This is a genomic window from Ancylobacter vacuolatus (assembly GCF_030813595.1).
Taxonomy (GTDB): Bacteria; Pseudomonadota; Alphaproteobacteria; order Rhizobiales; family Xanthobacteraceae; genus Ancylobacter; species Ancylobacter vacuolatus.
Genome location: NZ_JAUSUH010000001.1, coordinates 500,086 through 525,901, shown reverse-complemented (window position 1 = coordinate 525,901; position 25,816 = coordinate 500,086). Strand labels below are relative to the sequence as shown.

Here is a 25,816-nt window from a genome sequence, read left to right as displayed (position 1 = left end):
GCGTGAACCGCACGCTCATCGCCGGGCTGGTGATTGTCGGTGGCTTTGTGCTTGCCGCTCTCGCCGCGCCGCTGATCGCTCCCTATGACCCGATCTTCCAGGACGGGGCGGCGCGCATCCAGTCACCCTCGCTGGCGCACCCGTTCGGCACCGACAATTTCGGCCGGGACATCCTCTCGCGCATCATCTACGGCGCCCGGGTCGACCTGCAGATGGCGGTGATTGGCGTGTTTTTCCCGCTGGTTATCGGCACCGTGATCGGCGCGATCGCCGGCTTTTTCGGCGGCCTCATCGATGCGGTGCTGATGCGGCTGATCGACATCATCCTCGCCTTCCCCTTCCTGGTGCTGATGCTCTCCATCATCGCCATTCTCGGGCCGGGGCTCTCCAGCTTCTATATCGCCATGGCGCTGGTCGGCTGGGTATCCTATGCGCGGCTGATCCGGGCGCAGATCCTCGTCCTGAAGAACGCCGATTACGCCGTGGCGGCGGTGAGCCTTGGCTTTTCGCGCCCGCGCGTGCTGTTCCGGCACCTGCTTCCCAATTCGGTGGCGGGCTCGCTGGTGTTCTGCATGTCGGACGCGGTGCTGGTGCTGCTCTCGGGGGCGGCGATCTCCTATCTCGGCCTCGGCGTCCAGCCGCCCACGGCGGAGTGGGGCATCATGGTGGCGGAAGGCCAGGCATTTCTCTCCCAGGCCTGGTGGATCACCCTGTTCCCCGGCCTGTCTATCGTTTTGCTGGCCTTCGGTTTTTCGATGATCGGCGACGCGCTCGGCGAAGCGATGGGGGTGCATGAATGAGCGCCCCGCTGCTGTCGATCCGCGATCTTTCCGTGGTGGTGCGGGGCGACCAGGGCCCGCGCACCCTGCTTGATCGGGTCTCGCTGGATCTTGCGCCCGGCGAGATTCTCGGCCTTGTCGGCGAGAGCGGGTCGGGCAAGAGCCTGCTGTGCCGCTCGCTGGTGCAATTGCTGCCCTCGCGCGCCATCTCCGTCACCCAGGGCGAGGTGAGGATGGGCGGGCGCGACCTGCTGGCGCTCAGCGAAGCGCAGATGCAGCAGGTGCGCGGTGCCGAAATAGGCATGATATTTCAGAACCCTAGCAGCCATCTCGACCCGTTGATGCGGGTCGGCGATCAGATTGTTGAGGGGTTGCGCTTTCACCGCCGGCTGGACCGGGCGGCGGCGAAGGCGGAGGCGATCGCGCTGATGGGGCAGGTGGGATTCACCGATCCGCCGCGCCAGTTCGCCGCCTATCCCCATGAATTCTCGGGCGGCATGCGCCAGCGCGCGATGATCGCGGTGGCGCTGGCCTGCGACCCGAAAATCCTGATCGCGGACGAGCCCACCACCGCGCTCGACGTGACCATCCAGGCACAAATCCTGCGTCTTCTCATGGAGTTGCGCGAGAGGCGCGGTCTTTCCATCATCCTGATCACCCATGATCTCGGCGTGGTCGCGCAGACCTGCGACCGCATCGCCGTGATGCGGCAGGGGCGGGTGGTCGAGGTCGGCGACAAGCGCGCGCTGCTCGCCCGGCCGGCCCATGCCTATACGCGGGCGCTGATCGCCAGCCACCCCTCAATGCCCGTGACCAATGAGTGCAGTGAGGTGGACGATCAGGCCGATGAGGCCAAAGTGGCCAGCCTGCCGCCCCCCTCCGCCGTGCCGGCGCGCCCGCTGGTGGAGATCGACGATCTTCACATCCGCTACCCGCTCCCCGGCGGTCTGTTCGGCCGGCGCCGCAGCTTTAGTGCCGTGAAGGGGGTGTCGCTGCAGATCCGGCCCGGCGAGACGGTCGGCATTGTCGGCGAGAGCGGCTCGGGCAAGTCGACGCTGGCGCGGGCGATGCTCGGCCTCACCCCGATCGCCGATGGGCATGTCACTTTCGATGGCGTCACCCTGCGGGGGCAGCCCCGGGTGGCGCTGGCGAAGATCCGGCACCAAGCCGCCATGGTGTTCCAGGACCCGTTCAACTCGCTCAACCCGCGCCTTACCATCAGCCAGACGCTGACGGAGGTGCTGCGCGTGCAGGGCAAGGTGCCGTCGGCCGCGATTCCGGCGCGGGTGGTGGAGTTGCTGGCGCTGGTGGAACTCGACCCCGAGCTTGCCGGGCGCCGGCCGCGCCAGCTCTCCGGCGGCCAGTGCCAGCGCGCCGGCATTGCCCGGGCGCTGGCGGTCGATCCCCGGCTGATCGTCGCCGATGAATGCGTCGCCGCGCTCGACGTCACCATCCAGGCGCAGATCGTCGCGCTGTTCCAGCGGCTGGTGAAGACCATGGAACTGACGCTGGTGTTCATCGCCCATGACCTCGCCATCGTGCGCCATCTCTGCGAGCGGGTGGTGGTGATGCATCACGGGCGCATCGTCGAGGAGGGGCCCTGCGCCGAGGTGTTCGAGCGGCCGCGCGAGGCCTACACCGCCGCGCTCATCGCCGCCATTCCCGACATCGATCCCGAGCGGCGCCTGCTGGCACCGCCGGTGGAGAAATTAGCCAGCTAACCACCAGAGGAAGAAACCCGTGAAAACCGCCTTCCGCAAATCCCGCCTCGCGGCCTTTGCCGCGCTTCTTTCGCTGTCGACGAGCTATGCCCACGCCGCCGGCGTTCTCACCATCGCCCGCAACGAGGATTCCACCACCTTCGACCCGATCAAGTCGGCGCAGAATGTCGATAATTGGGTGTTTTCGAACGTGTTCGACGTGCTGGTGCGGGTGGACGCCAGCGGCACCAAGCTGGTGCCGGGCCTCGCCGAAAGCTGGACGATCTCCGATGACGGGCTGACCTACACCTTCAAGCTGCGCGACGCGAAATTCTCCGACGGCACCCCCGTCACCGCCGAGGACGCCGCCTTCTCGCTGATCCGCATCCGCGACGACAAGGGCTCGCTCTGGGGCGACAGCTTCAAGGTCATCGACACCGCCACCGCCGCCGACCCCAAGACGCTGGTGGTGAAGCTGAAGGGCAAATCGGTGCCGTTCCTGTCGATGATGGCGCTGCCCAACGCCTCGGTGCTGCCGAAGAAGCTGGTGGAAGGCGCCGCCGCCGATACCTTCGCCGAGAAGCCGGTCGGCTCGGGTGCCTTCAGCCTGGTGGAGTGGCGCCGCGGCGACCGCATCATCCTGAAGAAGAACCCCAATTACTGGGACGCCGCCAAGGTCAGCCTCGACGGCGTGGAGTGGCTGGTCATTCCCGACGACAACACCCGCATGCTGAAGATCCAGGCCGGCGAGGTGGATGCCGCCATCACCGTGCCGTTCTCCCGCGTCGCCGAGCTGAAGACCAATCCGGACCTCAAGGTCATCAGCGATCCCTCGACCCGCGAGGACCACATGCTCATCAACCATGAGCACGGCGCGCTGGCGAAGAAGGAGGTGCGCGAGGCGCTTGATATGGCGATCGACAAGCAGGCGATCGTCGAAGCCGCGACCTTCGGGCTGGGCGAGGTCGCCTATTCCTATGTGCCCAAGGGCGCGCTCTATCACTATGCCGACAATCTGCGCCGCCCCTATGACCCGGAAAAGGCCAAGAAGATGCTGGCCGATGCCGGCGCCTCCGGCCTCACGCTGAACTACATCGTCAATGCCGGCAAGGAGACGGATGAGCAGATCGCCGTTCTCGTGCAGCAGCAGCTGGCCAAGGCGGGCGTGGGCGTGACGCTGCAGAAGGTCGACCCCAGCCAGAGCTGGGACATGCTGGTGACCGGCGATTACGACATCTCGGTGATGTACTGGACCAACGACATTCTCGATGTCGACCAGAAGACCACCTTCGTGCTCGGCCACGACACCAACATGAACTACATGACCCGCTACAAGAACGACGAGGTCAAGGCGCTGGTGGAAGCCGCCCGGCTGGAGACCGACCCGGCCAAGCGCGAGGCGATGTATGTCACGCTGCAGAAGCTGGCCAAGGGCGACGTCAACTGGATCGACCTCTATTACAGCCCCTATATCAACGTCACCCGCAAGAACATCGACAAGTTCCACCAGAACCCGCTCGGCCGCTTCTTCCTTGAGGAGACGGTGAAGAACTGAGCCGGACGATTGGTGGCCGGCGCCAAATGCCGGCCGCTCATTCTGTCTTGAGGCTCCGGGCCTCCGTCATCCCGGCCGCCGCCGCAAGGCGGCGAGCCGGGATCGTCCGGCAGGATAGACCAGCGATCCCGGACAGGACCTGCGGTGCTTCCGGGATGACGCCGGTGGAAAAGTCACCGGATAGGTCTCGGTCTCCGTCTGTCGCCGCACAAAAAAGGGGAGGGCCGAGCGGCCCTCCCCATGTTTGCAGTCAACCCGCTGTCGTCACTTGTTGATGTCGGTCCAGATCCGGGCATAGAGCTGGGAAACCTCAGGCGAGCAGGTTTCCAGGAACTGGCCGGCCTTCACGAATTCCGCCGGCACGTTCAGCTCGGGCGCACCCTTCATGTCGGCGGGGTAGAACGCTTCCGAACCCTTGATGCCGTTGGCGTATTTGGCGAAGGCCGAGATCATCGCCGCGTTTTCCGGCTCCATGATGAAGTTCATGAACGCCTTGGCGTTCTCGACATTCTTGGCGTCCTTGAGGATGGTCACGCTGTCCATGAACAGCGGATAGCCTTCCTTAGGATAGCCGAAGGCGACGTCCGGGTTCTTCAGACGCGCGCGCAGGATGGCGCCGTTCCAGTAATACACGGCCGCATAGTCGCCGGAGGGCAGCTTCTCGGTGACGGAATAGTCCATCGCCAGCCATTTCGGCTTGGCTTCCAGCAGCTTGTCGCGCACCTGCTTCAGCAGCGCCTTGTCGGTGGTGCACCACTCGCCGCCGAGATAGCGGATGGTGGCGAACAGCACGTCGTTCATTTCCGGCTCGACATTGATCTTGCCGACCAGTTCCTTCGGCGGATCGAGGAAGATCGCGGAGGTGTTGATGTCGCCGCTATAGACCTTCTTGTTGATGCCGATGCCGCTGAGGCCCCACTGCCATGGCACCGAATAGTGCCGGCCCGGATCCCACGGCACATTCACCCAGCGCTCGTCCACATTCTTGAAGTTCGGCATCTGGTCGGGCCGGGCCTCCAGCAGCAGGCCTTCCTTGACCCAGATCGGGATGTAGTTGGCCGAGGGCACCACGATGTCGAAGCCATGGCCGCCGGCGCGGATCTTGGCCAGCGCCGTGTCATTGGAATCATAGTCGGTGACGGTCACCTTGACCTTGTGCGTCTCCTCAAACTTCTTGATCAGCTCGGGGCTGGTATAGTCGCCCCAATTGTAGATGTTGAGCTGCCCCTCGGCGCAGGCCGCGCCCGCGCTGACGAGAAGGGCAAGCGCCGCCGCCAGCGTCGTCGATTTCAAGGTCATGGTCCCACTCCGTCCTGTGTTGGTTCAGGCTTTTTTGCGGTTGATGAAGAAGAACACCGTCACCAGCGCCACCGACAGCACGAGGAAGGCGGCGGCGATGGCGTTGATCTCGGGCGTCACCGCCCGGCGCAGCTGGCCGAGCATATAGGTGGGCAGCGTGTCCTGCCCGCCCGACTTGACGAATTCGGAGATCACCACGTCGTCGAGCGAAATGACGAAGGCCAGCATGAAGCCGGCGATGATGCCCGGCCGCAGCAGCGGCAGCGTCACCCGGCGAAACACCTGCCAGGGCGTGGCATAAAGGTCCGCCGCCGCCCGCTCCAGCGACTGGTCCATCCCCTCCAGCCGGGCGCGGATCGGCAGATAGGCAAAGGGGATGCAGAAGGCGGTGTGCGCCAGGATGAGGTAGCCCAGGCCCGAATAGCCGGTCCACACCTTCACCTTCGCGAACACGATCAGCAGCGCCACGGCGGTGACGATTTCCGGCACCATCAGCGGCAGGTTGATGAAGGCGTATTTGAACGACAGGCCGGGATAGGGCGGGGTCCGGGTGGTGGCGAGCGCCGCCATGGTGGCGGCGATGGTCGCCATGGTCGCCGCGCTCGCCGCGATGATGAGCGAGCGCCACGCCGCGTCCTGCACCGACTGGTTCTGCGCCGCGGCGGCGAACCAGTGCAGCGAGAACCCGCCCCAGGAAGACAGCGAGTCGCTGGCGTTGAAGGCATAGACCACCAGGGTGACGATCGGCAGATAGAGCAGCGCGAAGGTGAACAGCGCGATGGTGCCGAAGCCGGGTTGGGCGCGGACGTCGAACCGCGCCCGGGTGCGGAAGTCGAAGCGCGCCCTAGCCATGCCCGCCTCCCGACCGCGCGGCGTTGCGCACATAGAACAGCATGGCCACCATCACCAGCACCATCAGCGTGATCGACAGCGCCGCGCCGAGCGGCCAGTTGCGGCCGGCGCCGAACTGCAGCTCGATCAGGTTGCCGAGCATCAGGTTCTTGCCGCCGCCGAGCACGCGCGGAATGACATAGGCGCCGAGCGAGGGGATGAAGACGAGGATGGAGCCGGCGACAATGCCGGGTTTCACCAGCGGGATGATGATCCGCCGCAGCACGGCGAGCCGGCCGGCATAGAGGTCGTATCCCGCCTCGATCAGGCGGAAATCCAGCTTCTCCAGGCTGGCATAGAGCGGCAGCACCATCAGCGGCAGATAGACATAGACCATGCCGAACAGGATCGCCCAGTCGGTGTACATGATCGGGATCGGCTCCTGGATGACCCCGAGCCACATGAGCAGCGTGTTGAGCACGCCCTCATTGCGGATCACCTGCTGCATCGCGAAGGTGCGGATGAGCAGATTGGTCCAGAACGGGATCGTCACCAGGAACACCCAGATCTCGCGGGTGTGGCGCGGCCGTGTGGCGATGAAATAGGCGGTGGGAAAACCCAGCGCCAAGGTCAGCACCGTGGTGATGACCGACAGCCGCAGCGAGCGCCAGAGGATCGACAGATGCGCGTCGGCGAGGGACAGGGTGTCGTCGAAGATGTCGCGCTGGAAGAAGACCGAGAACCAGCCATCGAGCGAGAACTCGCCCGGCTTCACGTCGCCATAATCGCCCTTGGCCATGAAGGAATAGGCCAGCATGACGAAGAGCGGGCCGATGGAGGCGATGAAGACGATGACCAGCGCGGGAGCCGAGAGCAGCCAGCGCGAGCGGACCTTCCCCTGTTCGTCCCGGCGGGCGATCTCTGCGGCACTGGCCATGAGTCAGTCCCGCAGCACTTGCGCGGCATCGGGCGCGATCTCGATGCCGACACGCGCGCCGACTTCGGCGCCACAGGACTGGCTGCGCGAATTCTGCTGCCGCACCATGAAGGTGAAGCCCTCGTCCAGCCGCACATGGATGTGGGTATCGGTGCCGAAATAGACGACGTTCTCCACCAGGCCGGAGAGCTGCCCGCCGGAGGCGACCACGCGGGCATGCTCGGGCCGCACCACCAGCGTCGCCTCGCTGGAGGGGACATAGCCATCGGCGAGGGTGGCGGACATCTCAACGCCGGAGGGCAGCCGCACCCGCGCCAGACCGGCCTCGATCCCGACCATGGCGGCGGGGAGAAAATTGGTCTCGCCGATGAAGTCGGCGACGAAGCGCTCGGCCGGCTTGTCATAAATGTCCCAGGGCGTGCCGATCTGCAGCACCTTGCCCTTCGACATCACCGCGATGCGGTCGGACATCGTGAGCGCTTCTTCCTGGTCGTGGGTGACGAAGATGAAGGTGATGCCGGTCTCGCTCTGCATGCGCTTGAGCTCGATCTGCATCTCCTTGCGCAGCTTGTAGTCGAGCGCGGAGAGCGGTTCGTCGAGCAGCAGCACCTTGGGCGCCGGGGCCAGCGCCCGGGCGAGGGCGACGCGCTGGCCCTGGCCGCCGGAAATCTCGTCGGTGCGGCGCTGCGCCAGCTCCTCCATATGCACCAGCTTCAGCATCTCGGCGACGCGGGAGGCGATCTCGCCCTTCGGCCGGCCGAGCATCTGCAGGCCGAACGCCACATTCTCCCAGACGGTGAGGTGGGGGAACAGCGCGTAGCTCTGGAACACGGTGTTGATCGGCCGCTTGAAGGGCGGCAGGCCGGCAATGTCCTCGCCATGCAGGCGAATGGAGCCTTCAGAGGGATATTCAAATCCCGCGATCATCCGCAGCAGCGTGGTCTTGCCGCAGCCGGAAGGCCCCAGCAACGTGAAGAATTCATTCTCGCGAATGGCGACGGAGACATTGTCCAACGCGCGCAAGGCGCGGGGGCCTTCACCAAATTGCTTGACGATGCCCCTGCATTCGACAGCGATGCGGGAGTCCGGTACTGCGGCAGGCTCCGGCATTATTCACCCGTTGCTAGACACGAGCCTTCCCAGGGAAGGCGAACACACCGTTCACGGTGCTATCGTGAAGCAGCGTATGTGAGCCCTCTTCATCCGGCAAGCCGGGTGACGCCGAATGTGATCATATTTTTGGCTCGACCTGTTTGCGGGCAATCGGCGGGCGGCGTCCGACCCAGGGCGCGACTTCCTCGATGCGGGCGCACAGCCCCAGCAGCGCCTCGTCATGCCCGAAGGCGGCGGCGAGGTGGATACCGACAGGAAGGCCTTCCGCCGTCCAGTGCAGCGGCAGCGAGGCGGCCGGCTGACCGGAAGCGTTGAAGGCGGCGGTGAAGGGCGAATAGGCGAACACCCCGTCCGGCCCCATCCGGTAATCGAGATAATTCCGGCCGACATGGTCGAAGCGCCCGAGCTTGGCCGGCGGCTCGGCCAGCGTGGCGGTCAGGAAAAAATCGGCGCGCTGGAAGAACGCCGCCATTTCCCGCCCATAGGCGTGCACCTTGTTGACGGCTTCGAGATAGTCGGCGCCGCTGATGCCGCGCGCATAGTCCATCGCCGAGCGGGCAACGCTCTCGATCTCGTCCTCGCCCAGCGGCCGGCCGCGCCGACGCACCGCGCTCTCCACCGTCAGGGCGGTGCCGCAGCCGACAATCTTGGTCCAGGCCGCCATCATGCCCGCGGTGTCGGCCTCCGGTCGCGCCTCCACCAGCCGGTGGCCGAGGCTTTCGAGCAGCTTCGCCGCTGATTCCACCGCCGCCCGGCATTCCGGCGCGATCGCCTCGCCGGTGAGGGTGGTGGTGGTGAAGGCGATGGTGAACGGCCCGTCGCGCCGCGCCAGCGCCGCGCCGAACGAGGCCTCCAGCGGCGGCGCGACATAGGGCGCGCCGAGGTCGGGCCCCTGCGTCGCGTCGAGCAGCACTGCTGTGTCGCGCACCGAGCGCGTCAGAAAGCCGTCAATCGCCATGCCGGCCCAGCCTTCGCCGACATAGGGCCCGTCCGGGGTGCGGGCGCGGGTGGCCTTGAAGCCGAACAGGCCGCAGGACGAGGCGGGAATCCGCACCGAGCCGCCGCCATCCGAGCCATGCGCGGCGGGAAGGATGCCGGCCGCGACGGCGGCAGCGGCGCCACCCGACGAGCCGCCGGGCGTGTGGTCGAGATTCCACGGGTTGCGAGTCGGCCCGCCATAGACCGCCGATTCAGTGGTGGGGCCGACGCCGCCCTCGGGTGAGGTGGTGCGGCCGAAGGTGACGAGGCCGGCCGCTCGGAGCCGGGCATAGATCGCCGAATCCTTGGCATAATGGGTGTCGGCGAACAGGCGCGAGCCGTTATTGCTGGGAAAGTCGATCGCCTCGGCACCAAGGTCCTTGAGCAGGAACGGCACGCCCCGCAGCGGTCCCTCGGGCAGGCCCTCCTCGATCAGCCGCCGCGCCACCTTCTCCTGCAGCAGCGTCACCGCGTTGAGCTGCGGGTTGAGCGCGGCGACGCGCCGCAGCGCCTCGTCCAGCAACTCGCCGGGGGTGACGTCGCGCTTGGCCACATGCTCGGCAAGGGCGACGGCGTCGCTCAGATCGTAAAGCTCGGCGATATCCATGAGGCGATGTCCGCGACCAGAAGGGGAAGGGATGTATCGCCTCCCGGCCGCATCGGGCGCAAGGGCGGTGTGGTTGCGCAGCCTCTCCCACTCACCGACCGGGTGCGACAGCCTCCCGGCCCCTCGCATCGCCGGCCGCCTCCGGAACCGGCGTCGCATCGCGCGTCCGATCGGGTTTGGCCAGCCGCTCGCGATAGGCCGGCAGCACCTGCAGGGCGAAGGCGACCAGCCTTCCCTCGTCGCTCTCGCCAAGGCTGATGGCTTCCATCAGGGCGGAGGCCAGCCGCATCCGCATCACCTCGTCGACCCCGTCGCGATTGAGCCGTGCGGCGGCGTCTTGCGCCTGGGCGATGCATCGGTCGAGAAGGCGGACGGTTTCCGGATCAAGGCGGACGTAACGCGGCGACATACTCATTCCCCATGCGGCCATTTGCGGCCGGCGCGGGTGATGTAGGGGCTGCGGACTCGCCGGCAAGGGGATGGCGTTGCCGCACACGCGAAGGGCGCGGACCTTGCGGACCGCGCCCTTGCTTTTACCGTCGGCGAAACCCTCAGCGGGTGGAGCGCGCATTCTGCTCGATCTGGCGCTGGATGTAGGGCTCGACATTCTGCGTCGCCGGCTGCTGGACATAGGTGTTGCGGCCTTCGATCACAGGCGCGCCGGCACCGCCATTGGCCCGCGCCTCGCTGGCGCTGCGGACGGTGGCCTCATAGCCGGCCTTTTCCACCGGGTCGCGGCCATCGGCGGACGCCGAGTTGACGAGGCCGGCAGCGGAAAGGGAAAGGACGGTGGCGGTGAGGGTCATCTTCCAGTTAAACTTCGTCATAGTGGTCTCTCCAGTTGGGTTGTCTCCTGTTCCGACATCTCGGCGCGCAGGAGACTGCGTATAGTTGAAACGAGTAATTGCGTTTACTCGGGCGTCCGACGCGGCATCGGCTTGCCGTCGTTCGATGAAGCCAACATAGGGAAGAGATGTCGCAAAACTTCTTGCGAAAAGGCTGCCAATTGTCTCCGCCTGTCGCAGCCTGTCGGCGCTATACGCTTTGTTACAATTTTTCCCAGCGGGCAAAGGACGATGGCAGTATGTAAAAGGCGTGGAGTTTTCGCATGGACGCCGTACCGCACATCGCCATCGTCGACGACCATCGCGACATTCGCGATCTGGTCGGCAAGTATCTGCACCGTCACGGCTACCGCACCTCGCTGGCCGAGAACGCGAGCGCGTTCCGCCGGCTGATGGAGCGCAACGCCTTCGATCTCGTGGTGCTTGACGTGATGATGCCGGGCGAGGATGGGCTCTCGCTCTGCCGCTATCTCAGGGAATCCACCAGCCTGCCGGTCATCATGCTCACCGCGATGGCGGAGGAGACCGACCGCATTGTCGGGCTGGAGTTGGGCGCCGACGACTATCTCTCCAAGCCGTTCAACCCGCGCGAACTGCTCGCCCGCATCAAGGCGGTGCTGCGCCGGGTGCAGAGCCTGCCGCCGCAGCGCGGCCAGCTGAAGGCGAAGGAGCTGCGCTTCGACCGCTGGGCGCTCAATGTCGGGCGGCGCGAGCTGATCGACCAGGACGGGCTGACCGTGCCGCTGAGCACGGCCGAATTCCGGCTGCTGAGCGTTTTTCTCGACCATGCCGGCCTGGTGCTGAGCCGCGACCAGCTGCTCGACCTCACCGTGGGGCGCAGCGCGGAGCCGTTTGACCGGGCGATCGACAACCAGGTGAGCCGGCTGCGCAAAAAGATCGAGACCGACCCGAAATCGCCGGCACTGATCAAGACGCATTGGGGCGGCGGCTACAGCTTCTCGGCCGAGGTGGAAGGCCAATGACGGGCATGTGGAACCGCAGCCTGACCGCCCGCTTCGTCGCCGTGATGCTGCTGGCGCTCGCGGTCTCCCAGGGCATCAGCTTCCTTCTGTTCACCGATGAGATGGGCGGCGTGCTGCTGCGCGCCGCCAAGGCCGAATTCCTCAGCCGCAGCGCCTCGGTGGCGCAGGTGCTGGAAACCACCCCGCCCGCCGTGCAGCACGATATTCTCCAGGCCAGCGGCACCAGCTATACCCGCTTCTGGGTGACGCCGACCTTCCCCGGCGATGTCGAGAGCTGGCGGCTGGAAGCCAAGGACAAGCTCGCCGAACCGCTGCCGACGCTGGCCAATCTGGCCGGCGCCGAACAGGGGGTGCCGGAACCGGCGGTGGAGAGGACGGCGGCCCCGTCGCTGGCGCCGCAGCCGGTGAACATCACCGTCGCCTCGCCCGCCCCTGCCAGTGGCGCGCCCTATTCGACCTGGCTCGACCTGCCGGCGCATGCCTGGCCGCTCTCGCGGGCGGCCAAGTTCATGTATTGGGGCGATGCCACCGGCATGGGCCTCGCCGTGCAGCTGAAGGACGGCTCCTGGCTCAACAGCGCCTTCTCCAAGAAGATGGCGAACAGCATGTGGACCGCCCGCTCGCTGATCTCGCTGGCGGTAACGGCGCTCGTCCTCTCGCTGTGCGCCGCTTTCATCGCTCGCACCATGACCAAGCCGATGCGGCGGCTGGCGGCGGCGGCGGAAGCGCTGGGCCGGGGCGAGAGCGTGGCGCCGCTGCAGGAAAAGGGCCCGGACGATCTGCGCCACACCGCGGTGGCGTTCAACCTCATGCAATCGCGGCTGCAGCGTTTCGTCGAGGACCGCACCCGCATGCTGGCGGCGATCGGGCATGATCTGCGCACGCCGATCACCTCGCTACGGCTGCGAGCGGAATTCGTTTCCGATGACGAGACCCGCGAGAAGATGCTCGACACGCTGGACGAGCTCCGCGCCATGACCGAGGCGACGCTGGCCTTCTCGCGCGAGCAGGCGACCGAGGAGGTCACGCGCAATGTCGACCTCACCGCGCTGGTGGGCAGCCTGTGCGACGACCTGATCGAACTGGGCTATGAGATCACCTGTGTCGAGGGACCGAAGATCAGCTATCGCTGCCGGCCGGACGCGCTGAAGCGGGCGGTGCGCAATCTCGTCGAGAACGCGGTGCGCTATGGCGAGCGCGCCCGCGTCACCTTGCGGACCACGCCGCAGGCGATCGAGATCGTGATCGAGGATGACGGGCCGGGCATTCCCGCCGACATCGCCGAGAAGGTGTTCGAGCCGTTCTTCCGCATGGAGCATTCGCGCAACCGCGAAACCGGCGGGATCGGCCTCGGCCTGTCGATCTCGCGCAACATGGTGCGCCATCACGGCGGCGACATCACGCTGGCCAATACCGGGCAGGGGCTGCGCGCTACCATCAGCCTGCCCCATGCCGCCATCGCCGGGCCGGAAGCGAAGGGACCGGTGCGCGCATCCCGCCGGCCCAAACTTGCCATCGGCGCCCGCACGCCGGCGGAGTGAACCTTTCGCGCGCGCCCCGTCAGGGGCGCACGCCGGGCGTCTCGATCGCCATGCCGGCGGCGCGCTGCATGAGGTGGAGCTCCAGCGCGATGAAATCGTCGGAGCCCGCCGCGAAAGGCTCGGCGCGCACGCCGATCATGCAGTTGCGCATCCGGCGCTGCAGCGAGCCAATGCCCTGCCATTCCAGCCGATAGAGGGGATAGCCGGTCGGGTGCGCCTGGGTGACCGCACTGCCGGCGAGGCGCTGGTTCCAGTTGTCATCGTGGCAATTGGCGCAGGAGAGGTCGAGCTGGCCCATGCGGGTGGTGAAGATCTGCCGGCCGGTCTCGCGATAGGGATCGAGCCGGGGATCCTTCGGCGGCGCGATCGGCATTCCGCGCAACTGGTGCGCCACGAAGGTGGTGAGCGCCAGCAAAGCGTCGCTGTCGCGCGCCAGATCCGGCGCGCCCTGCCGTGCGCTCCGGCACTGGCGGATGCGTCCCGCGAGGTCGATGGGCTTTCCGCTGGCGGGGTCAAAGGCGGGATAGCGGGCGGCGACGCCGCGCATCGCCTCCGCCGCGCCATGGCAGCCGGCGCAGGAACGGCCGGACGTGCCGGCCTTCTCGTCCCACAGGCCGGCGCCCTGCAGCACCCAGAGCATGCCGGGATTGGTGGTGTCATCCGCCTGCATCGCCTGCGTCTCCGGCGCCATGAAGGTGCGGCCCGAGCGCCGCTCATGCGGGGCGATGTCGCCCGCCTGCGCGCCGCCGCCCAGCAGCGCCAGCGCCAGAGCGGCAAAGGCGACGAGGCTGGCGGCCGGTCGGCGCATCAGCTGACTACGATCTCGGCGCTGGCGGTCTCGATCTGCCCCTTGTCGTCGGTCCATTCAAACGCCAGCGTGCCGCTCTCCGTGGCGATGAGGTTGAACGACACGAAGGGATTGGCGGAGACGGCGGGGAAGAACTCGGCCGAAAACACCTCGGCGCCGTCATAGGTGCAGACAAAGCGGGTGATGATGTCGCGGGGGATCTCGGCCCCATTGGGGCCCATGCGGTAGCCCGTTTCCATCGGGTGGGCGATCATCGCCCTTACGTCGACGATCTCGCCGCGTTTGGCGGCTGGCGGCACACTGACGAGAGCGCGGGTCATGACAGGTCCTCGATACAGGCGGCGAGGGTGACGATGACATTCGCCTCGCTCGACCAATAGGTGCCGTCGCTGAGCTCGGCGACGGCGAGCAGGGTCTGCGAGGTCGCCAGCCGGATGCGGGTGGAAATCCGCGCCCTTCCATTGCGGGGGCCGAGGCGGAAGATCGCGACATCGGCCTGCGGGTTCTTCTCGTTGAACAGGCCGATGCGGCTGACATGGGCGGCGTCCGTCATCGGGCTTTCGACCTCGACTGTGACGCCGACCGCATTGCCGTTTTCCACCAGCGGCGGCACGGTGAGCCTTACCCGCCCGGCACTGACCGGCGCGCCGCCGGTGAAGCTGGCGACCGCCTGCTCCAGCGAGGGCCGCGCCAGTGCGCGCAGCGGCAGCGCCATGACGAGAATGCCGACGCCGCCCGCCAGCACGGCGCGCCGGCCGAGCGAGGGGCCGCCGGCGGGTTCCAGTGCGATGGGTTCTGTCATCGGCTCACTCCTTTAGCGTCACGAGATAGGCGACGAGGTGCTCGATCTCCGCGGCGCCGAGCACCGGCTTGCCCTGCCAGGCCGGCGCGATCCGCGCCCCATCAGGCGGCGCATGATAGGTGGGCATGAGGCTCTCCGGGTTGAGCCGCTTCATGTCGACGATCCTGAGCCGGATCTGGCCCTCGTCAAGCCGGGAACCGATGCCGGCAAGGCTTGGCGCCAGCGTGCCCTGCAGCGGCGCCGCGCCCTCCGGGACGGCGTGGCACAGGATGCACAGGCTGCGGTGCCGCTCGCCGATCAGCGCGCGACCGAGAGCGGCATCGCCGCGCTGGCCGGCCAGCGGCTCGATTATCGCGTCCCCCGTGACGACATAAGGCGCCAGCTCCGGCCCGGCCATTTCCTGCGCCGGCGCCGGGCTGCAGGCGAGGGCCAAGGCGGTGCCAACCAGCGCCCCCCTCACCCGAAGGCCTCGGTGGTGATCGTCTGGAACCACGCCTCGCCATAGGCGGCCTCCTCGGCCCGGACCGAGGCCGGCGCGTCGAGCGGCGAGGTGCCGCCGGCGCCGCCCACCTCCGCCAGCAGGCCGTTCTGCGGGGTGTAGACGCCGGCGATGGAGATGCCGTAATCCGGCGCCAGCAGGCTGTAGCAGGTGTTGATCAGCTTCGGTTCGTCGGGATCCCGCCCGCGCAGCAGCGCGATGACGGCGCTGGCGCAGGCCTTGGCCTGGGCGTTGGCGGTGAAGGCGGATTTCGGCATCGCCCCGCCAATGGCGGCGTCGCCAATGACATGGATATTGGGCACCAGCCGGGATTCGAAGCTGACGGGGTCGATCGGGCACCAGCCGGTGCGGTCCGCGACACCGGCCAGCGCCGCGATGGCGCCGGCGCGCTGGGGGGGAATGACATTGGCCACCATGGCGCGGTGTTCGCCGAAATCGGTGCGCAGCGTCCGTGTCCCGGCATCGACCCCGGTGACAGCGCCGCCGAAGGACAGCCCGACCCATTCGATCATGCCGGGATAGAGCGCGGCCCAGCCGGCCTCGAACAGGCGCTGCTTGGAGAAGCCGTCCTTGGCGTCGAGGATGAGGATCTTCGAGCGCGGCTTGTGCGCCTTGAGGTAATGCGCGATCAGGCTCGCCCGCTCATAGGGGCCGGGTGGGCAGCGGAACGGATTAGCCGGCGCTGAGATGACCACCAGCCCGCCATCCTCCATCGCCTCCAGCTGGCGGCGCAGCAGCAGGGTCTGCTCGCCCGCCTTCCAGGCATGCGGCATCAGCTGGCTCGCCGACGCGTCATAGCCGGGGAGAGCGTCGAAGCGCATGTCGATGCCCGGCGCGATGACAAGCCGGTCATAGCTGAGCCGCGCCTCGTCGGCGAGCACGACGCGGCGCTGCTCGGGCTCCACCCGCACCGCGCGCTGCGGCACATGGGTGATGCCGTCGGCCTCGATCCCGGCATAGCCGAAATGCTGGGCCTTCATGTCGCGCAGCCCGGCGATAACCGCATTGCTGAGCGGGCAGGCGGTGTAATGCGCGTTGGGCTCGATAAGAGCGACTGATATGCCGGGGTCCTCGCGCCGGAGCGCGCGGGCAAGGCTCGCCCCGCCGAAGCCGCCGCCGATCACCACCACGCGCGGCGCCGCCTGCGCCAGCACGGCAGGGCCGGCGAGGGCGGCGCAGGCCCCCGCCGCGACGGCGCCGAGCACGCGCCTACGGCTGAGCGGGCGCGTTACCTCCCGCAGCGAAATACGCGGCGATGGCCTGTGTTTCCTCATCGGTGAAACCCTTGGCAATGCGCGTCATGACGGTCGAGCGGCGCTCGCCCGAACGGAAGGCGGCCATGGCCGCCACGATCTGCTCGGCCGGTTGGCCGTTCAGGCTCGGCACCGGGCCAGTGCTGGCGGTGCGCGGATGGCAGCCGGTACAGGAGGCCGCCCCGCGCGGCGGCGCCGCATTCGCCGGCGCGGCGGAGATCAGCAGCGCCAGCGCCGGCAGCATGAGAGAAAACAGGCGCATCAGGCCAGCTCGTGGTTCTTCAAGGGCATGGTGCGGTAGCGCTTGCCGGTGGCGGCGAACAGCGCATTGAGCACCGCCGGCGCGGCGACCGCGATGGTCGGCTCGCCCACCCCGCCCCAGAAGCCGCCGGAGGGCAGCATGATCGTTTCCACATCAGGCATCTCAGCCATGCGCAGCACCTCATAGGTGTCGAAATTCTCCTGCTCCATCCGCCCGCCGGCCAAGGTGCATTCGCCATAGAGGCAGGCGGAGAGGCCGTAGACGAAGGACCCCTCGACCTGCCGCTCCACCTGCGCCGGGTTCACCACATGGCCGGGATCGGTGGCGGCGACGATGCGGTGGATCTTCAGCGCGCCCTTCTCCACTGACACTTCGGCGGCGGCGGCGACGTAGGAGCCAAACCCCATGATCTGGCCGAGGCCGCGATGCCGTCCCGGCGCCGGGGGCGTGTCCCAGCCGATGCCGTTGGCCGCCGCCTCCAGCACCGCGAGGTGCTTGGGGTGGTTCGCCATCAGCTTGCGGCGGAAGGCGAGCGGTTCAGTGCCGGCCGCATGGGCCAGCTCGTCGATGAAGCACTCCACATAGATGGCGTTCTGGTTGAGGTTCACCCCGCGCCAGAAGCCGGGCGGCACCGGCGGGTTACGCATGGCGTGGTCGATCAGGAGGTTCGGCACGGTGTAGGCGAGGTGGCCCTCCGGCAGGCTCGCCGTCAGCCCCTGGAACACCACCGGGTCCATGCCGCCCTGCATGCCCTGCGGCCGCACGGCGGCGAGAATGGACTGGCCGGAAATGCGCAGATGCAGCGCGGTGAGGTTGCCGTCCGCGTCCAGCGCCCCGGTGAGTTTCGCCTGGGTGGTGGGGTGATAGGCGCCGTGCAGCATATCCTCCTCGCGGGTCCAGAGCAGCTTCACCGGGATGCCCGGCATCTGCTTGGCAATGCTGACCGACTGGCGGACATAGTCCTGGAAATTGCCGCGCCGGCCGAAGCCGCCGCCGAGATGGATCTTGTAGACCTCGCACTGGCCGACCGGCAGGCCGGCGGCCTCCGCGGCGGCGGCAAGGCTCGCCTCGCCATTCTGGGTCGGCACCCACACCTCGCATCGGTCCTCCGTCCAGCGCGCGGTGGCGTTCATCGGCTCCATGGTGGCGTGGTTCTGGTAGGGGAAGGCATAGGTCGCGGTAATCACCTTGCCGCCCGCCGCCTGCACCCGGGCGAGTTCCGCCTTCGCGTCGCCCTGGCTGTTGCCGATGAAGGCCTCCTGCGCCTCCAGCCCTTCCGCCAGCATGGCGCTGATATCGGCGCTGGAGAGGTTTTTGTTGGGACCCTCGTCCCAGGCGATGGGGAGCGCATCCAGCGCGGCCTTGGCGCGCCACCAGGTGTCGGCGACGACAGCGACCGAGCGCTCATCCACCTTCACCACCTTCTTCACGCCGGGCATTTTCTCAATGGCCGCCGCGTCGAAGCTGACCAGCGTGCCGCCGAAGACCGGACAGGCCTTGATCGCGGCGTTCAGCATGCCGGGAAGCTTCAAATCGGCGCCATAGACCTGCTTGCCAGTGAGCTTTTCCACCGTGTCGAGACGCGGCAGCGGCTTGCCGGCGATTTTCCAGTCCTTCGGGTCCTTGAGGGTGACTTCGGCCGGCGGGGTCTGCCGGCCGGCGGCTTCCGCCACCTCGCCGAAGCGCAGGGTGCGCCCGCTGGGGCCGTGGGTGATGACGCTGTTGGCGGCCGCGCAGTCGCCCGCCGGCACGCCCCATTGCTCTGCGGCAGCGGCGACCAGCATGTGACGGGCGGCGGCGCCGCCCTTGCGGACGTAATCATGGGAGTCGCGGATACCCCGCGAACCGCCGGTGGAATAGCTGCCCCAGACGCGGTCGCGCTTCAGATTTTCGCCTGGCGGGGGATATTCGGTCGTGACCTTCGACCAGTCGCCTTCCAACTCCTCGACGACCAGCTGGGCGAGGCCGGTGAGCGTGCCCTGGCCCATTTCCGAACGGGCGATGCGGACGACGATGGTGCCGTCCGGCTTCACCACCACCCAGGCATTGATCTCCGGCGGCAGGTTAGCTCCCGCCTCCTGCGCCGAGGCGGAGGCCAGGAAGGGCACATGGAAGCCGAGCGACAGGCCGGCCACGGTGGCGCCGGAGCCGACGATGAAATTTCGGCGCGAAACCGATTGGACAAGGCTCATGGCGCGCTCCCTCAGCCGGCTTTGCCGTCGGCCGCCATGTGGATGGCGGCACGGACGCGGTTATAGGTGCCGCAGCGGCAGATATTGGTGATCTCGGCGTCGATGTCGTCGTCGCTCGGCGTGGGGTTGGTCTCCAAGAGGCTCGCCACCGCCATGATCATGCCGGTCTGGCAATAGCCGCATTGCGGAACGTCGAGCGCCAGCCAGGCCTTCTGCACCGGGTGCGACCCGTCAGGCGACAGGCCCTCGATGGTGACGATCTTCTGCTCCGCCCCGATTGCGGAGAGCGGCATCACGCAGGAGCGTGTCGCCACCCCGTCAATGTGCACCGTGCAGGCGCCGCACAGGGCGATGCCGCAGCCGAACTTGGTGCCGGTGAGGCCGATTTGCTCGCGCAGCACCCAGAGAAGCGGCATATCGGGCTCGGCCTCGATGTCGTGCGTCTGCCCGTTGACGGTGAGCTGGACCATGGTGGCCTCCCGGCTGGAGTTGGTCGACCGGGAGAGGCTAGGCACGTGGTGTCGCAGAAGCGTGCCGCCCACGTGCCGGATTGTCGCGACCTGTCGCAAGGGAAGGTGTTGATAAGAATTGATACAAAGTCAGGCGCCCGGGCACGGACTTCTTGGCGCCGGGCGCCCCACCGGTCTCAGCCGGCGGCGACCGGGAAATAGCCGGCTTCGGCGATATCGGTCAGAAGCTCCGGTCCCGCAGGGTGCCAGCCCAGAACATGCCGGGTCCGTTCGCTGTCGGCGGGCTGGTCCAGCGTGACGAAGCGGACCATCCAGCCGAAGTGCCCGCCCGCCTCCTCCGGGCTCAGCGACACGCAGGGCAGGCCGAGGCCGACGGCAATGGCCCGCGCGATCTCCCGGAACGGCACGCCCTGTTCGGCCACCGCGTGGAACGTGTCGGCGCTCGGGCCGTGCTCCAGGGCGAGGCGGAAGGCGCGTGCGGCGTCAGTCACATGCACCGCCGGCCAGGCATTTTCGCCGGTGCCGACATAGGCCGAGCGGCCCTTTGCCCGCGCCAGCTCGATCAGCATCGGTACGAAGCCATGGTCGCCCTTGCCATGCACTGATGGCGGCAGGCGCAGGATCGCGGTCGGGATGCCGCGGGCGGAGAGGGTCCGCGCGGCGCTGTCGGAAGCGCGGGGGTAGAGATCGGAGGGCGGCGGGGCAACATCGTCCTCGCTCACCATCTGCCCGGGCACGCCCAGCCCGGCGAGGCCGGCAGTAACAATGAAGGGCTTGTCCGTGCCCTCGATTGCGGCGCCGATTGTCTCGATGGCCGCCGTGTCGATCGCGCAGGAGTGGGCGAAGCGGGCGAAGTCGTGGATGAAGCCGACATGGAGGATCGCGTCGCACAGCCGCGCGCCCTCGCGCAGCGTGTCCGGCGCTTCGAGATCGCCGCGCAGCACCTGCGCGCCGCTGCGGACGAGTTGGTCCGCGCTTCTGTCCGAGCGGGCCAGACCCAGAACCCGGTGCCCATGGGCCAGTAGTTCGGCGGTTACGGCCGAGCCGACGAAGCCGGTCGCGCCGGTCACAAATACTTGCATGACTAATCTCCTTCTTGTGGGCGAGGAGAATGACGGCCAAACTCTACCCACTTAAAGCAGTGACTTTATACGGGTATAATGACTGCCATGCTGCACGATGAGGGCGACGAGCACCGGCTCGGCGCGTTCCTGAGGGACCGCCGGCAGCGGCTCGACGCCGCTGCGCTGGGATTCGGCGGCCGCCGCCGCACGCCGGGCCTGCGGCGCGAGGAGGTGGCGCAACGGGCCCATATCAGCACCACCTGGTACACATGGCTGGAGCAGGGGCGGGGCGGGGCGCCCTCGCCGCGCGTGCTCGACAGCCTCGCCCGGGCGCTGATGATGACGGAAGCGGAGCGCGAGCACCTGTTCCTGGTCGGCATCGGCCATCGCCCCAAGGCGAGCGCCCCTTCGCAGGAGGGCATATCTGCGCGGCTCCAGCGCTTTCTCGACGCCATGCCGACGATTCCCGCCACCGTCGCCACCGCAACCTGGGACATTATCGGCTGGAACCGGGCGGCCCGGCTCGTGCTGGCCGACTATGAGGCGCTGGCGCCCGAGGCGCGCAACATCCTGCGGCGGATGTTCCTCGACCCCGCCACGCGCGCGGCGCAGGGCGACTGGGAGGCGGTGGCGCGGTTCCTGGTGGCGACGTTTCGCGCTGAGACCGCCCGAGTGGGCGAGGACGAGCGGGCGGGCGAACTGGTCGCCGAGCTTTCCGCCCGCAGTGGTGACTTCGCCCGGCTGTGGGGAGAGAATGACGTGCAGATGACCGGGGAGGGCGCCAAGACCATCCGCCACCCGGTGGTGGGCGAGCTCAGGCTGGAATTCTCCTCCTTTGCCATCGATGGACGGCCGGACCTGCGGCTGATGGCCTATGTGCCGGCGAGTGCTGCCGACAGCGATAAAATAAGCCGGCTTTGTAATGGAGCGTAAGCGGTCCGCCCGACCCGCCGCGACGCGAGTAATGGCGTGGTCGAACTTATCATTAGCCGGCTTATTATATACCGTTCTGACCTGAGGGATTTCATGGATCCGCTCTCCGACGTCCTGTCCTTGCTGAAGCTGCATCCCTGTGTCTCCTCCGGCTTCGAGGCCGGAGGAGACTGGGCGGTGCAGTTCGGCGACCAGAGCCCGCTGATCAAGTGCTACGCGGTCGTCGCCGGCGGCGGCTGGGCGCCATCGCGTGCCGCGGGATCGGTAGCGGTGAAGAGGGTCGGCAGCGCCCCCTGCGCCGCCGGCTGGAACATCAGGCGAAGGACGCGGCGGAGCCGCCGCCGCGCCTCCAGCAGGCCCAGCTGCTTCTGATATTGCAGCGGCGTCATCGAGGTCAGCGTCTTGAAGTGCTCGTGGAAGGAGGACGGGCTGATCCGCGCCGCCTCGGCCAGCTGTTCCACCCGCATGGGCTGGGCGATGTTGTCCCGCAGCAGGTGAATGGCCTTGGCTACCCGCTCGATGCTCGAGGCGGGCAGCGACAGCTTGCAGATCTCCCCCTCATGCGGCCCGCTCAGCAGCCAGTAGCATATGTCGTGCATCACGAGGGCTAGAGGATGGGAACGGCCTTCGGGTTGTCGGCCATCCGCACCAGACGCTGGATGCACTCGGCGAAAGGTTCGTCGATCTGCGCCACCAAGGCGCAGGGGCCGCCGCTGGGGGGCTGCCGGAAGCGTCTCCAGCCGCGCGACCGTGTCGCGGACCACCGCGACGTCGAGATCGGCGGTCAGGCCGACGAAGGGCTCGGTCTCGCTGGCCTTGACCATCCGGCCCGTGCCCGGAAGCGCGACGCTCACGACCAGGCATTCCATCACGCCCTAATCCAGCGTCTCATTGCTGAAGAGAATATGCTTGGCGCCCTGTAGCACGTTGCAGAGAGAGGGCTGGTAGATCTTGCGATGGCCACACTTTCTGGAAGGACCGGATGATGTCGCCCCCCGGCATCGGCGTGGGGAACAGACCCTGCCCGCCGCCTCTGCTGTCGATATACGCCGTGACGGTCTCAAGCCGCGATGACGGGACACAGGCCCCCTGTGCGGCGTGACCTACCGACCGCGGCTCGCCGCGCCTGGTCCTGGTGCTGCGCATCCTCGCCTTGATCGAGTTCGGCGCGGAATTCGCCGTTGCGCTGCAGGCCCGCTACCCCGCCGCGCGCACCTTGTGGATGGATGCCGCGCGGCTCGGCACGGTCGAGCTGTTCGGCGGCGAGCCGGCCGCCGCTGCTGTCGATCACCCCGCGCAAGGTGCAGACGATCCTGATGGCAGCCTTCGGCAAGATGCGGCCGGACGGCGCCTTCTACCAGTTCACCTATGGCCGGCGCTGCCCGGTGCCGGCCCGGATGCTGGCCCCGCTCGGGCTGAAAGCCGGGCGCATCGGCGGAACGCCGTGCGGGCACGGGCTCAGCCACCCGCCGCCCGCGCGTGCGAAAGCACGTAATCGCCGAAATTCCGGGGCTTCTAGCTGGGGTCCAGCACCCCGTCCGGCACCTGGCCGAAACGGGCAATGAGCACGGGTGGGTCGGCATCCCCGCTTTCCGGCTCGACATCGGTCGAGAAGGCGATCGCCCCGATCTGCACCAGGCTCATGCGCTCGGCGATGCGTTCGGCATCGGCGGCGTTGCGGACCTCCATCGGGATGCCCGCCTTTATCGCCCCGCGCTTGCCGGCCACGAAGGGCTGAACGACATAGAAGGTCTTCTTCGTCATGCGCGACTCCCGAGTTGCCGCACTCTGGCGTCAAGACCTTGAACAAATCAAGAACAATCAGGCGATGGCTCGGTGCTCCCGCCTATGGCGGCTCGTATGAAGGCAGGCCGCCACGAGTTCCGCCGGCGAAAGGCGGCGCTCGCGTATCTGCGCCGCCTTTCGCCGCCGGTCAGCACCAGCCTTCGTCACTCGTCCCCATAGCCGACTGCCGCGTCGTGATTTCTCTCTTCGATGGGCGCCTTCAGTGTCCCAGCGACCAGCGCCGTTCGATCGGCGCCGGCTTGTTCTTGCGGGAGCCGCAGAGCGTGCAGCCGCAGCCGGCCAGATGCTCGCGCGAGACCACCTTCGGTTCCGAGGCGGTGCCCTCGGAACGGGCCAGCGCCCGGCGCAGCGTGCCGTTCATGGTGCTGAGCCGGGGCATCGCCATCTCGCGCGGCGCGCTGGCGGCGCATTCCGGGCAGCAGGCGGGCCGGTCGGCCTCATTCATCGAACTCCAGCCCTCGAACGGGCCGCAATCCTCACAGGCATAGGAATAGAGGGGCATCGTGTCGCTCCAGGTGTCGCTCCATGTGGGAAAGCGGATGGCCCATAGGCCATCCGGGAGGTCAGGGCTGCAGCCAGCCTTGCAGCAGCGAAACGCCCGGCACCCAGCCGGTGACGATGCCGATCAACACCGTAAAGGCGCCGGTAAAGCGCAGGATCGGCTGTTTCATCGTGAGCAGCAGGAAGTAGCAGAACCACAGCAGGCCCCAGCCGACCCAGTTCCACCCCATCCAGAGGCTGATGGAGCTGTCCGCTCCCCGCAGCGACTGGATCGCCACCGGCGTCACGGTGATGGCGACGAACAGGCTGAACCAGCCGAGGCCGCGCCCATCCACCTTGGTGACGCGGTTATAGGCCACCCAGAAATAGGTGGCGGTGAACAGAAGGGTGAGCGCGGCGCCCTTGATGGAGCCCGCGTCCGCCTGCGGATTGAACGCCCAGAACAGCGAGATGGCGAGCGTCACCACACCGGAGATGACGTTCACGACGATGATTTCGCGATCCTCGATCTTGCCCAGCAGCCAGAGGCCGTTGAGCACGAGCACCGCGCCGACATAAAGCAGACCCAGTCCGAGCAGCATGGTCGATCTCCTCAGCCCCGGCCGGACCGGCCAGCCGGGGCGCCAATGTGCCGGAAGGGTTCAGCTCGCGCGGGCAACGTCGACGCCCGACACCTGCCGGGTGGGCCCGGTGGAGTTCGGGTTGATGTCGAAGTCGAAGATCTTGGTCGGGATCGCCACGGTCGCGCAGACATTGGGGATGTCGACGATGCCGGCGATGCGGCCCTCGACCGGGGCGGTGCCCAGAATCGTGTAGGCCTGCTCGCCCGAATAGCCGAACTTCTTCAGGTATTCGATGGCGTTGAGACAGGCGCGGCGATAGGCGACATGCGCGTCGAGATAGTACTGCTCGCCCGTGTGCTCGTCGACCGAGATGCCCTCGAAGATGAGGTAGTCGTCGAAATGCGGGTCGATCGGGCTCGGCTTGAAGATGGGGTTGATGACGCCGTATTTCGCCATGCCACCCTTGATCAGGCTGACGCCGATATCGATCCAGCCGGCCATCTCGATGGCGCCGCAGAAGGTGATTTCACCATCGCCCTGCGAGAAATGGATGTCGCCCATCGAGAGGCCGCCACCCTTCACATAGACCGGGAAATAGCAGCGGGCGCCGCGCGACAGGTTCTTGATGTCGCAATTGCCGCCATGCTCGCGCGGCGGCACGGTGCGCCAGCCTTCCGCCGCCGCCTTGTCGCGGGCGGCGCCGTGCATCTGGCCCATCAGCGCCGTGTCGGAATAGGGCAGGGCGGCGAGCGGGGGCACGCGGTTGGGATTGGTGGCGACGAGGGCCGCCTCGCGCCGGTTGGCCTCCGCCAGCAGCTTGTGGTCGGGCAGGCAGCCGATGAGGCCGGGATGGACGAGGCCGGGATAGCGCACCCGCGGCACGTGGCGCGAGGTGGTGTAGATGCCGTGGAAATCCCAGCAGGATTTCACCGCATCGGGATAATGCTCGGTGAGGAAGCCGCCGCCATTGTTCTTGTCGAACAGGCCGTTGAAGCCCCATTCCGAGCCTTCGAGCGGACCGATGTCGAGAATGTCGACGACCATGAGGTCGCCCGGCTCGGCGCCTTCGACCCCGAATGGGCCGCTGAGATAATGCACCTTGGTCAGGTCGACATCGCGCACATCGTTGGCGCTGTCATTGTTGCCGATCTGGCCGCCAGTCCAGTCGTAGCACTCGACCCGGAACTCGTCGCCGGGCTTGAACATCTCGACCATGGGAATGTCGGGATGCCAGCGATTATGCGTCTTGATGTCCTGATCTTCAGGCGCCTTGTTGAGATCGATCTTGAAGACGGTCTTGGCCATGAGCTTCCTCCTGTGAGGGTGCCGCGGCTTTCATGCCGTTGCTGAAGGCGGGCGGTCGAAGCCGCTCTGCCTGCACCCTGCCGAGGAAGGCTAGGAGCCGTTTGTAAGCGCCTTGCCCGCGCCGGGGGCGGCGAATGTAAAGTTTTGTAATTCCGTTCCAGCGGCTGCCCATTGCTCGCGCCGAGCGGCT

Annotated in this window: 28 protein-coding genes and 1 pseudogene; 7 read left to right on the top strand and 22 right to left on the bottom strand. The window is 67.3% G+C overall.

The window, feature by feature from the left end; all coding sequences use genetic code 11:
* Positions 1–2: 2 nt before the first annotated feature.
* From J2S76_RS02495 to J2S76_RS02485, 3 genes are read left to right on the top strand one after another with little or no spacing between them, the layout of a single operon-like run.
* Positions 3–800, top strand: a complete 798-nt coding sequence (locus tag J2S76_RS02495; protein WP_307057730.1) for an ABC transporter permease — start codon at positions 3–5, stop codon at positions 798–800.
* A complete protein-coding gene (locus J2S76_RS02490; RefSeq protein WP_307057192.1) occupies positions 797–2,500 on the top strand; it encodes a dipeptide ABC transporter ATP-binding protein in 1,704 nt (567 codons plus the stop codon). Before J2S76_RS02495 ends, J2S76_RS02490 begins: the two co-directional genes overlap by 4 nt.
* A gap of 19 nt (positions 2,501–2,519) precedes the next feature.
* Complete coding sequence (locus J2S76_RS02485) at positions 2,520–4,034, top strand: ABC transporter substrate-binding protein (RefSeq protein WP_307057190.1); 1,515 nt, start codon at positions 2,520–2,522, stop codon at positions 4,032–4,034.
* A 264-nt stretch (positions 4,035–4,298) separates the two neighbouring features.
* Here the strand turns inward: J2S76_RS02485 and J2S76_RS02480 are convergent, their stop codons facing one another.
* The 7 genes from J2S76_RS02480 to J2S76_RS02450 all read right to left on the bottom strand — a co-directional run bounded on the left by J2S76_RS02480 (position 4,299) and on the right by J2S76_RS02450 (position 10,626).
* A complete protein-coding gene (locus J2S76_RS02480) occupies positions 4,299–5,333 on the bottom strand; it encodes an ABC transporter substrate-binding protein (protein WP_307057188.1) in 1,035 nt (344 codons plus the stop codon).
* 24 nt (positions 5,334–5,357) lie between these two features.
* Positions 5,358–6,185 (bottom strand): ABC transporter permease, encoded by an 828-nt coding sequence (locus tag J2S76_RS02475; protein WP_307057186.1) that lies wholly within the window; start codon positions 6,183–6,185, stop codon positions 5,358–5,360.
* On the bottom strand, positions 6,178–7,101 hold the full coding sequence (locus J2S76_RS02470; RefSeq protein ID WP_307057184.1) for an ABC transporter permease: 924 nt from the start codon (positions 7,099–7,101) through the stop codon (positions 6,178–6,180). Before J2S76_RS02470 ends, J2S76_RS02475 begins: the two co-directional genes overlap by 8 nt.
* Positions 7,102–7,104: 3 nt before the next feature.
* Positions 7,105–8,211 carry an ABC transporter ATP-binding protein gene (locus J2S76_RS02465; protein WP_307057182.1) on the bottom strand — a complete coding sequence of 369 codons (1,107 nt, stop codon included), beginning with the start codon at positions 8,209–8,211 and terminating at the stop codon, positions 7,105–7,107.
* Positions 8,212–8,332: 121 nt separating this feature from the next.
* Entirely contained in the window at positions 8,333–9,799 is a 1,467-nt protein-coding gene (locus J2S76_RS02460; RefSeq protein WP_307057180.1) for an amidase, read from the bottom strand.
* 91 nt (positions 9,800–9,890) lie between these two features.
* Positions 9,891–10,208, bottom strand: coding sequence for a hypothetical protein (locus J2S76_RS02455; protein ID WP_307057178.1), 318 nt, complete (start codon positions 10,206–10,208; stop codon positions 9,891–9,893).
* 142 nt (positions 10,209–10,350) lie between these two features.
* Positions 10,351–10,626, bottom strand: coding sequence for a hypothetical protein (locus J2S76_RS02450; protein ID WP_307057176.1), 276 nt, complete (start codon positions 10,624–10,626; stop codon positions 10,351–10,353).
* 281 nt (positions 10,627–10,907) lie between these two features.
* Between J2S76_RS02450 and J2S76_RS02445 the strand changes: the two genes are divergently transcribed.
* Positions 10,908–11,627 carry a response regulator gene (locus J2S76_RS02445; RefSeq protein ID WP_018390804.1) on the top strand — a complete coding sequence of 240 codons (720 nt, stop codon included), beginning with the start codon at positions 10,908–10,910 and terminating at the stop codon, positions 11,625–11,627.
* Positions 11,624–13,168: a HAMP domain-containing sensor histidine kinase gene (locus J2S76_RS02440; RefSeq protein ID WP_307057174.1), complete on the top strand. Its 1,545-nt coding sequence runs from the start codon at positions 11,624–11,626 to the stop codon at positions 13,166–13,168. Before J2S76_RS02445 ends, J2S76_RS02440 begins: the two co-directional genes overlap by 4 nt.
* Positions 13,169–13,187: 19 nt before the next feature.
* Here J2S76_RS02440 and soxA read toward each other — a convergent pair whose 3' ends face one another.
* From soxA to J2S76_RS02395, 9 genes are all read right to left on the bottom strand, one after another.
* On the bottom strand, positions 13,188–13,976 hold the full coding sequence (gene soxA, locus J2S76_RS02435) for a sulfur oxidation c-type cytochrome SoxA (protein WP_307057172.1): 789 nt from the start codon (positions 13,974–13,976) through the stop codon (positions 13,188–13,190).
* On the bottom strand, positions 13,976–14,296 hold the full coding sequence (gene soxZ, locus J2S76_RS02430; RefSeq protein WP_307057170.1) for a thiosulfate oxidation carrier complex protein SoxZ: 321 nt from the start codon (positions 14,294–14,296) through the stop codon (positions 13,976–13,978). Before soxZ ends, soxA begins: the two co-directional genes overlap by 1 nt.
* On the bottom strand, positions 14,293–14,778 hold the full coding sequence (locus J2S76_RS02425; protein WP_307057168.1) for a SoxY-related AACIE arm protein: 486 nt from the start codon (positions 14,776–14,778) through the stop codon (positions 14,293–14,295). The genes soxZ and J2S76_RS02425 overlap by 4 nt, the downstream gene beginning before the upstream one ends.
* Before the next feature lie 4 nt (positions 14,779–14,782).
* On the bottom strand, positions 14,783–15,238 hold the full coding sequence (gene soxX / locus J2S76_RS02420) for a sulfur oxidation c-type cytochrome SoxX (RefSeq protein ID WP_307057167.1): 456 nt from the start codon (positions 15,236–15,238) through the stop codon (positions 14,783–14,785).
* Positions 15,235–16,482, bottom strand: a complete 1,248-nt coding sequence (locus J2S76_RS02415; RefSeq protein ID WP_307057165.1) for an NAD(P)/FAD-dependent oxidoreductase — start codon at positions 16,480–16,482, stop codon at positions 15,235–15,237. Before J2S76_RS02415 ends, soxX begins: the two co-directional genes overlap by 4 nt.
* A 4-nt stretch (positions 16,483–16,486) precedes the next feature.
* On the bottom strand, positions 16,487–16,792 hold the full coding sequence (locus tag J2S76_RS02410; protein ID WP_307057163.1) for a c-type cytochrome: 306 nt from the start codon (positions 16,790–16,792) through the stop codon (positions 16,487–16,489).
* Positions 16,792–18,984, bottom strand: a complete 2,193-nt coding sequence (locus tag J2S76_RS02405) for a xanthine dehydrogenase family protein molybdopterin-binding subunit (protein WP_307057161.1) — start codon at positions 18,982–18,984, stop codon at positions 16,792–16,794. Before J2S76_RS02405 ends, J2S76_RS02410 begins: the two co-directional genes overlap by 1 nt.
* Before the next feature lie 11 nt (positions 18,985–18,995).
* Complete coding sequence (locus J2S76_RS02400) at positions 18,996–19,454, bottom strand: (2Fe-2S)-binding protein (RefSeq protein WP_307057159.1); 459 nt, start codon at positions 19,452–19,454, stop codon at positions 18,996–18,998.
* 176 nt (positions 19,455–19,630) lie between these two features.
* Positions 19,631–20,536 carry an SDR family oxidoreductase gene (locus tag J2S76_RS02395; protein WP_307057157.1) on the bottom strand — a complete coding sequence of 302 codons (906 nt, stop codon included), beginning with the start codon at positions 20,534–20,536 and terminating at the stop codon, positions 19,631–19,633.
* 87 nt (positions 20,537–20,623) lie between these two features.
* Between J2S76_RS02395 and J2S76_RS02390 the strand changes: the two genes are divergently transcribed.
* Together J2S76_RS02390 and J2S76_RS02385 are read left to right on the top strand one after the other, a co-directional pair.
* Positions 20,624–21,451, top strand: coding sequence for a helix-turn-helix transcriptional regulator (locus tag J2S76_RS02390; RefSeq protein WP_307057156.1), 828 nt, complete (start codon positions 20,624–20,626; stop codon positions 21,449–21,451).
* 93 nt (positions 21,452–21,544) lie between these two features.
* Positions 21,545–21,691 (top strand): annotated as a pseudogene (locus tag J2S76_RS02385) (cupin domain-containing protein); the annotation flags it as partial.
* On the opposite strand, the gene J2S76_RS02380 reads toward J2S76_RS02385, so the two are convergent.
* The 6 genes from J2S76_RS02380 to fmdA all read right to left on the bottom strand — a co-directional run bounded on the left by J2S76_RS02380 (position 21,664) and on the right by fmdA (position 25,626).
* A complete protein-coding gene (locus tag J2S76_RS02380) occupies positions 21,664–22,275 on the bottom strand; it encodes an AraC family transcriptional regulator (RefSeq protein ID WP_307057728.1) in 612 nt (203 codons plus the stop codon). The pseudogene J2S76_RS02385 and the gene J2S76_RS02380 overlap by 28 nt on opposite strands.
* Before the next feature lie 236 nt (positions 22,276–22,511).
* On the bottom strand, positions 22,512–22,751 hold the full coding sequence (locus tag J2S76_RS23170; protein WP_370874678.1) for a hypothetical protein: 240 nt from the start codon (positions 22,749–22,751) through the stop codon (positions 22,512–22,514).
* Positions 22,752–22,966: 215 nt separating this feature from the next.
* Positions 22,967–23,215 carry a hypothetical protein gene (locus tag J2S76_RS02370; RefSeq protein ID WP_018390826.1) on the bottom strand — a complete coding sequence of 83 codons (249 nt, stop codon included), beginning with the start codon at positions 23,213–23,215 and terminating at the stop codon, positions 22,967–22,969.
* Between the two features lie 241 nt (positions 23,216–23,456).
* Positions 23,457–23,759 (bottom strand): FmdB family zinc ribbon protein, encoded by a 303-nt coding sequence (locus J2S76_RS02365; RefSeq protein WP_307057153.1) that lies wholly within the window; start codon positions 23,757–23,759, stop codon positions 23,457–23,459.
* 61 nt (positions 23,760–23,820) lie between these two features.
* Positions 23,821–24,339: an AmiS/UreI family transporter gene (locus tag J2S76_RS02360; RefSeq protein WP_307057150.1), complete on the bottom strand. Its 519-nt coding sequence runs from the start codon at positions 24,337–24,339 to the stop codon at positions 23,821–23,823.
* A gap of 60 nt (positions 24,340–24,399) precedes the next feature.
* Positions 24,400–25,626: a formamidase gene (gene fmdA / locus J2S76_RS02355; RefSeq protein ID WP_018390841.1), complete on the bottom strand. Its 1,227-nt coding sequence runs from the start codon at positions 25,624–25,626 to the stop codon at positions 24,400–24,402.
* Positions 25,627–25,816: the final 190 nt, after the last annotated feature.

Bases quoted from the DNA above. Each gene is read 5' to 3' on its own strand.
- J2S76_RS02370 (WP_018390826.1), bottom strand. From the start codon at position 23,215: ATGACGAAGAAGACCTTCTATGTCGTTCAGCCCTTCGTGGCCGGCAAG.
- J2S76_RS02410 (WP_307057163.1), bottom strand. From the start codon at position 16,792: ATGCGCCTGTTTTCTCTCATGCTGCCGGCGCTGGCGCTGCTGATCTCC.
- J2S76_RS02480 (WP_307057188.1), bottom strand. From the start codon at position 5,333: ATGACCTTGAAATCGACGACGCTGGCGGCGGCGCTTGCCCTTCTCGTC.
- J2S76_RS02365 (WP_307057153.1), bottom strand. From the start codon at position 23,759: ATGCCCCTCTATTCCTATGCCTGTGAGGATTGCGGCCCGTTCGAGGGC.
- J2S76_RS02490 (WP_307057192.1), top strand. From the start codon at position 797: ATGAGCGCCCCGCTGCTGTCGATCCGCGATCTTTCCGTGGTGGTGCGG.
- J2S76_RS02475 (WP_307057186.1), bottom strand. From the start codon at position 6,185: ATGGCTAGGGCGCGCTTCGACTTCCGCACCCGGGCGCGGTTCGACGTC.
- fmdA (WP_018390841.1), bottom strand. From the start codon at position 25,626: ATGGCCAAGACCGTCTTCAAGATCGATCTCAACAAGGCGCCTGAAGAT.
- J2S76_RS02400 (WP_307057159.1), bottom strand. From the start codon at position 19,454: ATGGTCCAGCTCACCGTCAACGGGCAGACGCACGACATCGAGGCCGAG.
- soxA (WP_307057172.1), bottom strand. From the start codon at position 13,976: ATGCGCCGACCGGCCGCCAGCCTCGTCGCCTTTGCCGCTCTGGCGCTG.
- J2S76_RS02455 (WP_307057178.1), bottom strand. From the start codon at position 10,208: ATGTCGCCGCGTTACGTCCGCCTTGATCCGGAAACCGTCCGCCTTCTC.
- J2S76_RS02405 (WP_307057161.1), bottom strand. From the start codon at position 18,984: ATGAGCCTTGTCCAATCGGTTTCGCGCCGAAATTTCATCGTCGGCTCC.
- J2S76_RS02360 (WP_307057150.1), bottom strand. From the start codon at position 24,339: ATGCTGCTCGGACTGGGTCTGCTTTATGTCGGCGCGGTGCTCGTGCTC.
- J2S76_RS02465 (WP_307057182.1), bottom strand. From the start codon at position 8,211: ATGCCGGAGCCTGCCGCAGTACCGGACTCCCGCATCGCTGTCGAATGC.
- J2S76_RS02445 (WP_018390804.1), top strand. From the start codon at position 10,908: ATGGACGCCGTACCGCACATCGCCATCGTCGACGACCATCGCGACATT.
- J2S76_RS02380 (WP_307057728.1), bottom strand. From the start codon at position 22,275: ATGGTCAAGGCCAGCGAGACCGAGCCCTTCGTCGGCCTGACCGCCGAT.
- J2S76_RS02460 (WP_307057180.1), bottom strand. From the start codon at position 9,799: ATGGATATCGCCGAGCTTTACGATCTGAGCGACGCCGTCGCCCTTGCC.
- J2S76_RS02450 (WP_307057176.1), bottom strand. From the start codon at position 10,626: ATGACGAAGTTTAACTGGAAGATGACCCTCACCGCCACCGTCCTTTCC.
- J2S76_RS02470 (WP_307057184.1), bottom strand. From the start codon at position 7,101: ATGGCCAGTGCCGCAGAGATCGCCCGCCGGGACGAACAGGGGAAGGTC.
- J2S76_RS02425 (WP_307057168.1), bottom strand. From the start codon at position 14,778: ATGACAGAACCCATCGCACTGGAACCCGCCGGCGGCCCCTCGCTCGGC.
- J2S76_RS02390 (WP_307057156.1), top strand. From the start codon at position 20,624: ATGCTGCACGATGAGGGCGACGAGCACCGGCTCGGCGCGTTCCTGAGG.
- J2S76_RS02395 (WP_307057157.1), bottom strand. From the start codon at position 20,536: ATGCAAGTATTTGTGACCGGCGCGACCGGCTTCGTCGGCTCGGCCGTA.
- J2S76_RS02440 (WP_307057174.1), top strand. From the start codon at position 11,624: ATGACGGGCATGTGGAACCGCAGCCTGACCGCCCGCTTCGTCGCCGTG.
- soxZ (WP_307057170.1), bottom strand. From the start codon at position 14,296: ATGACCCGCGCTCTCGTCAGTGTGCCGCCAGCCGCCAAACGCGGCGAG.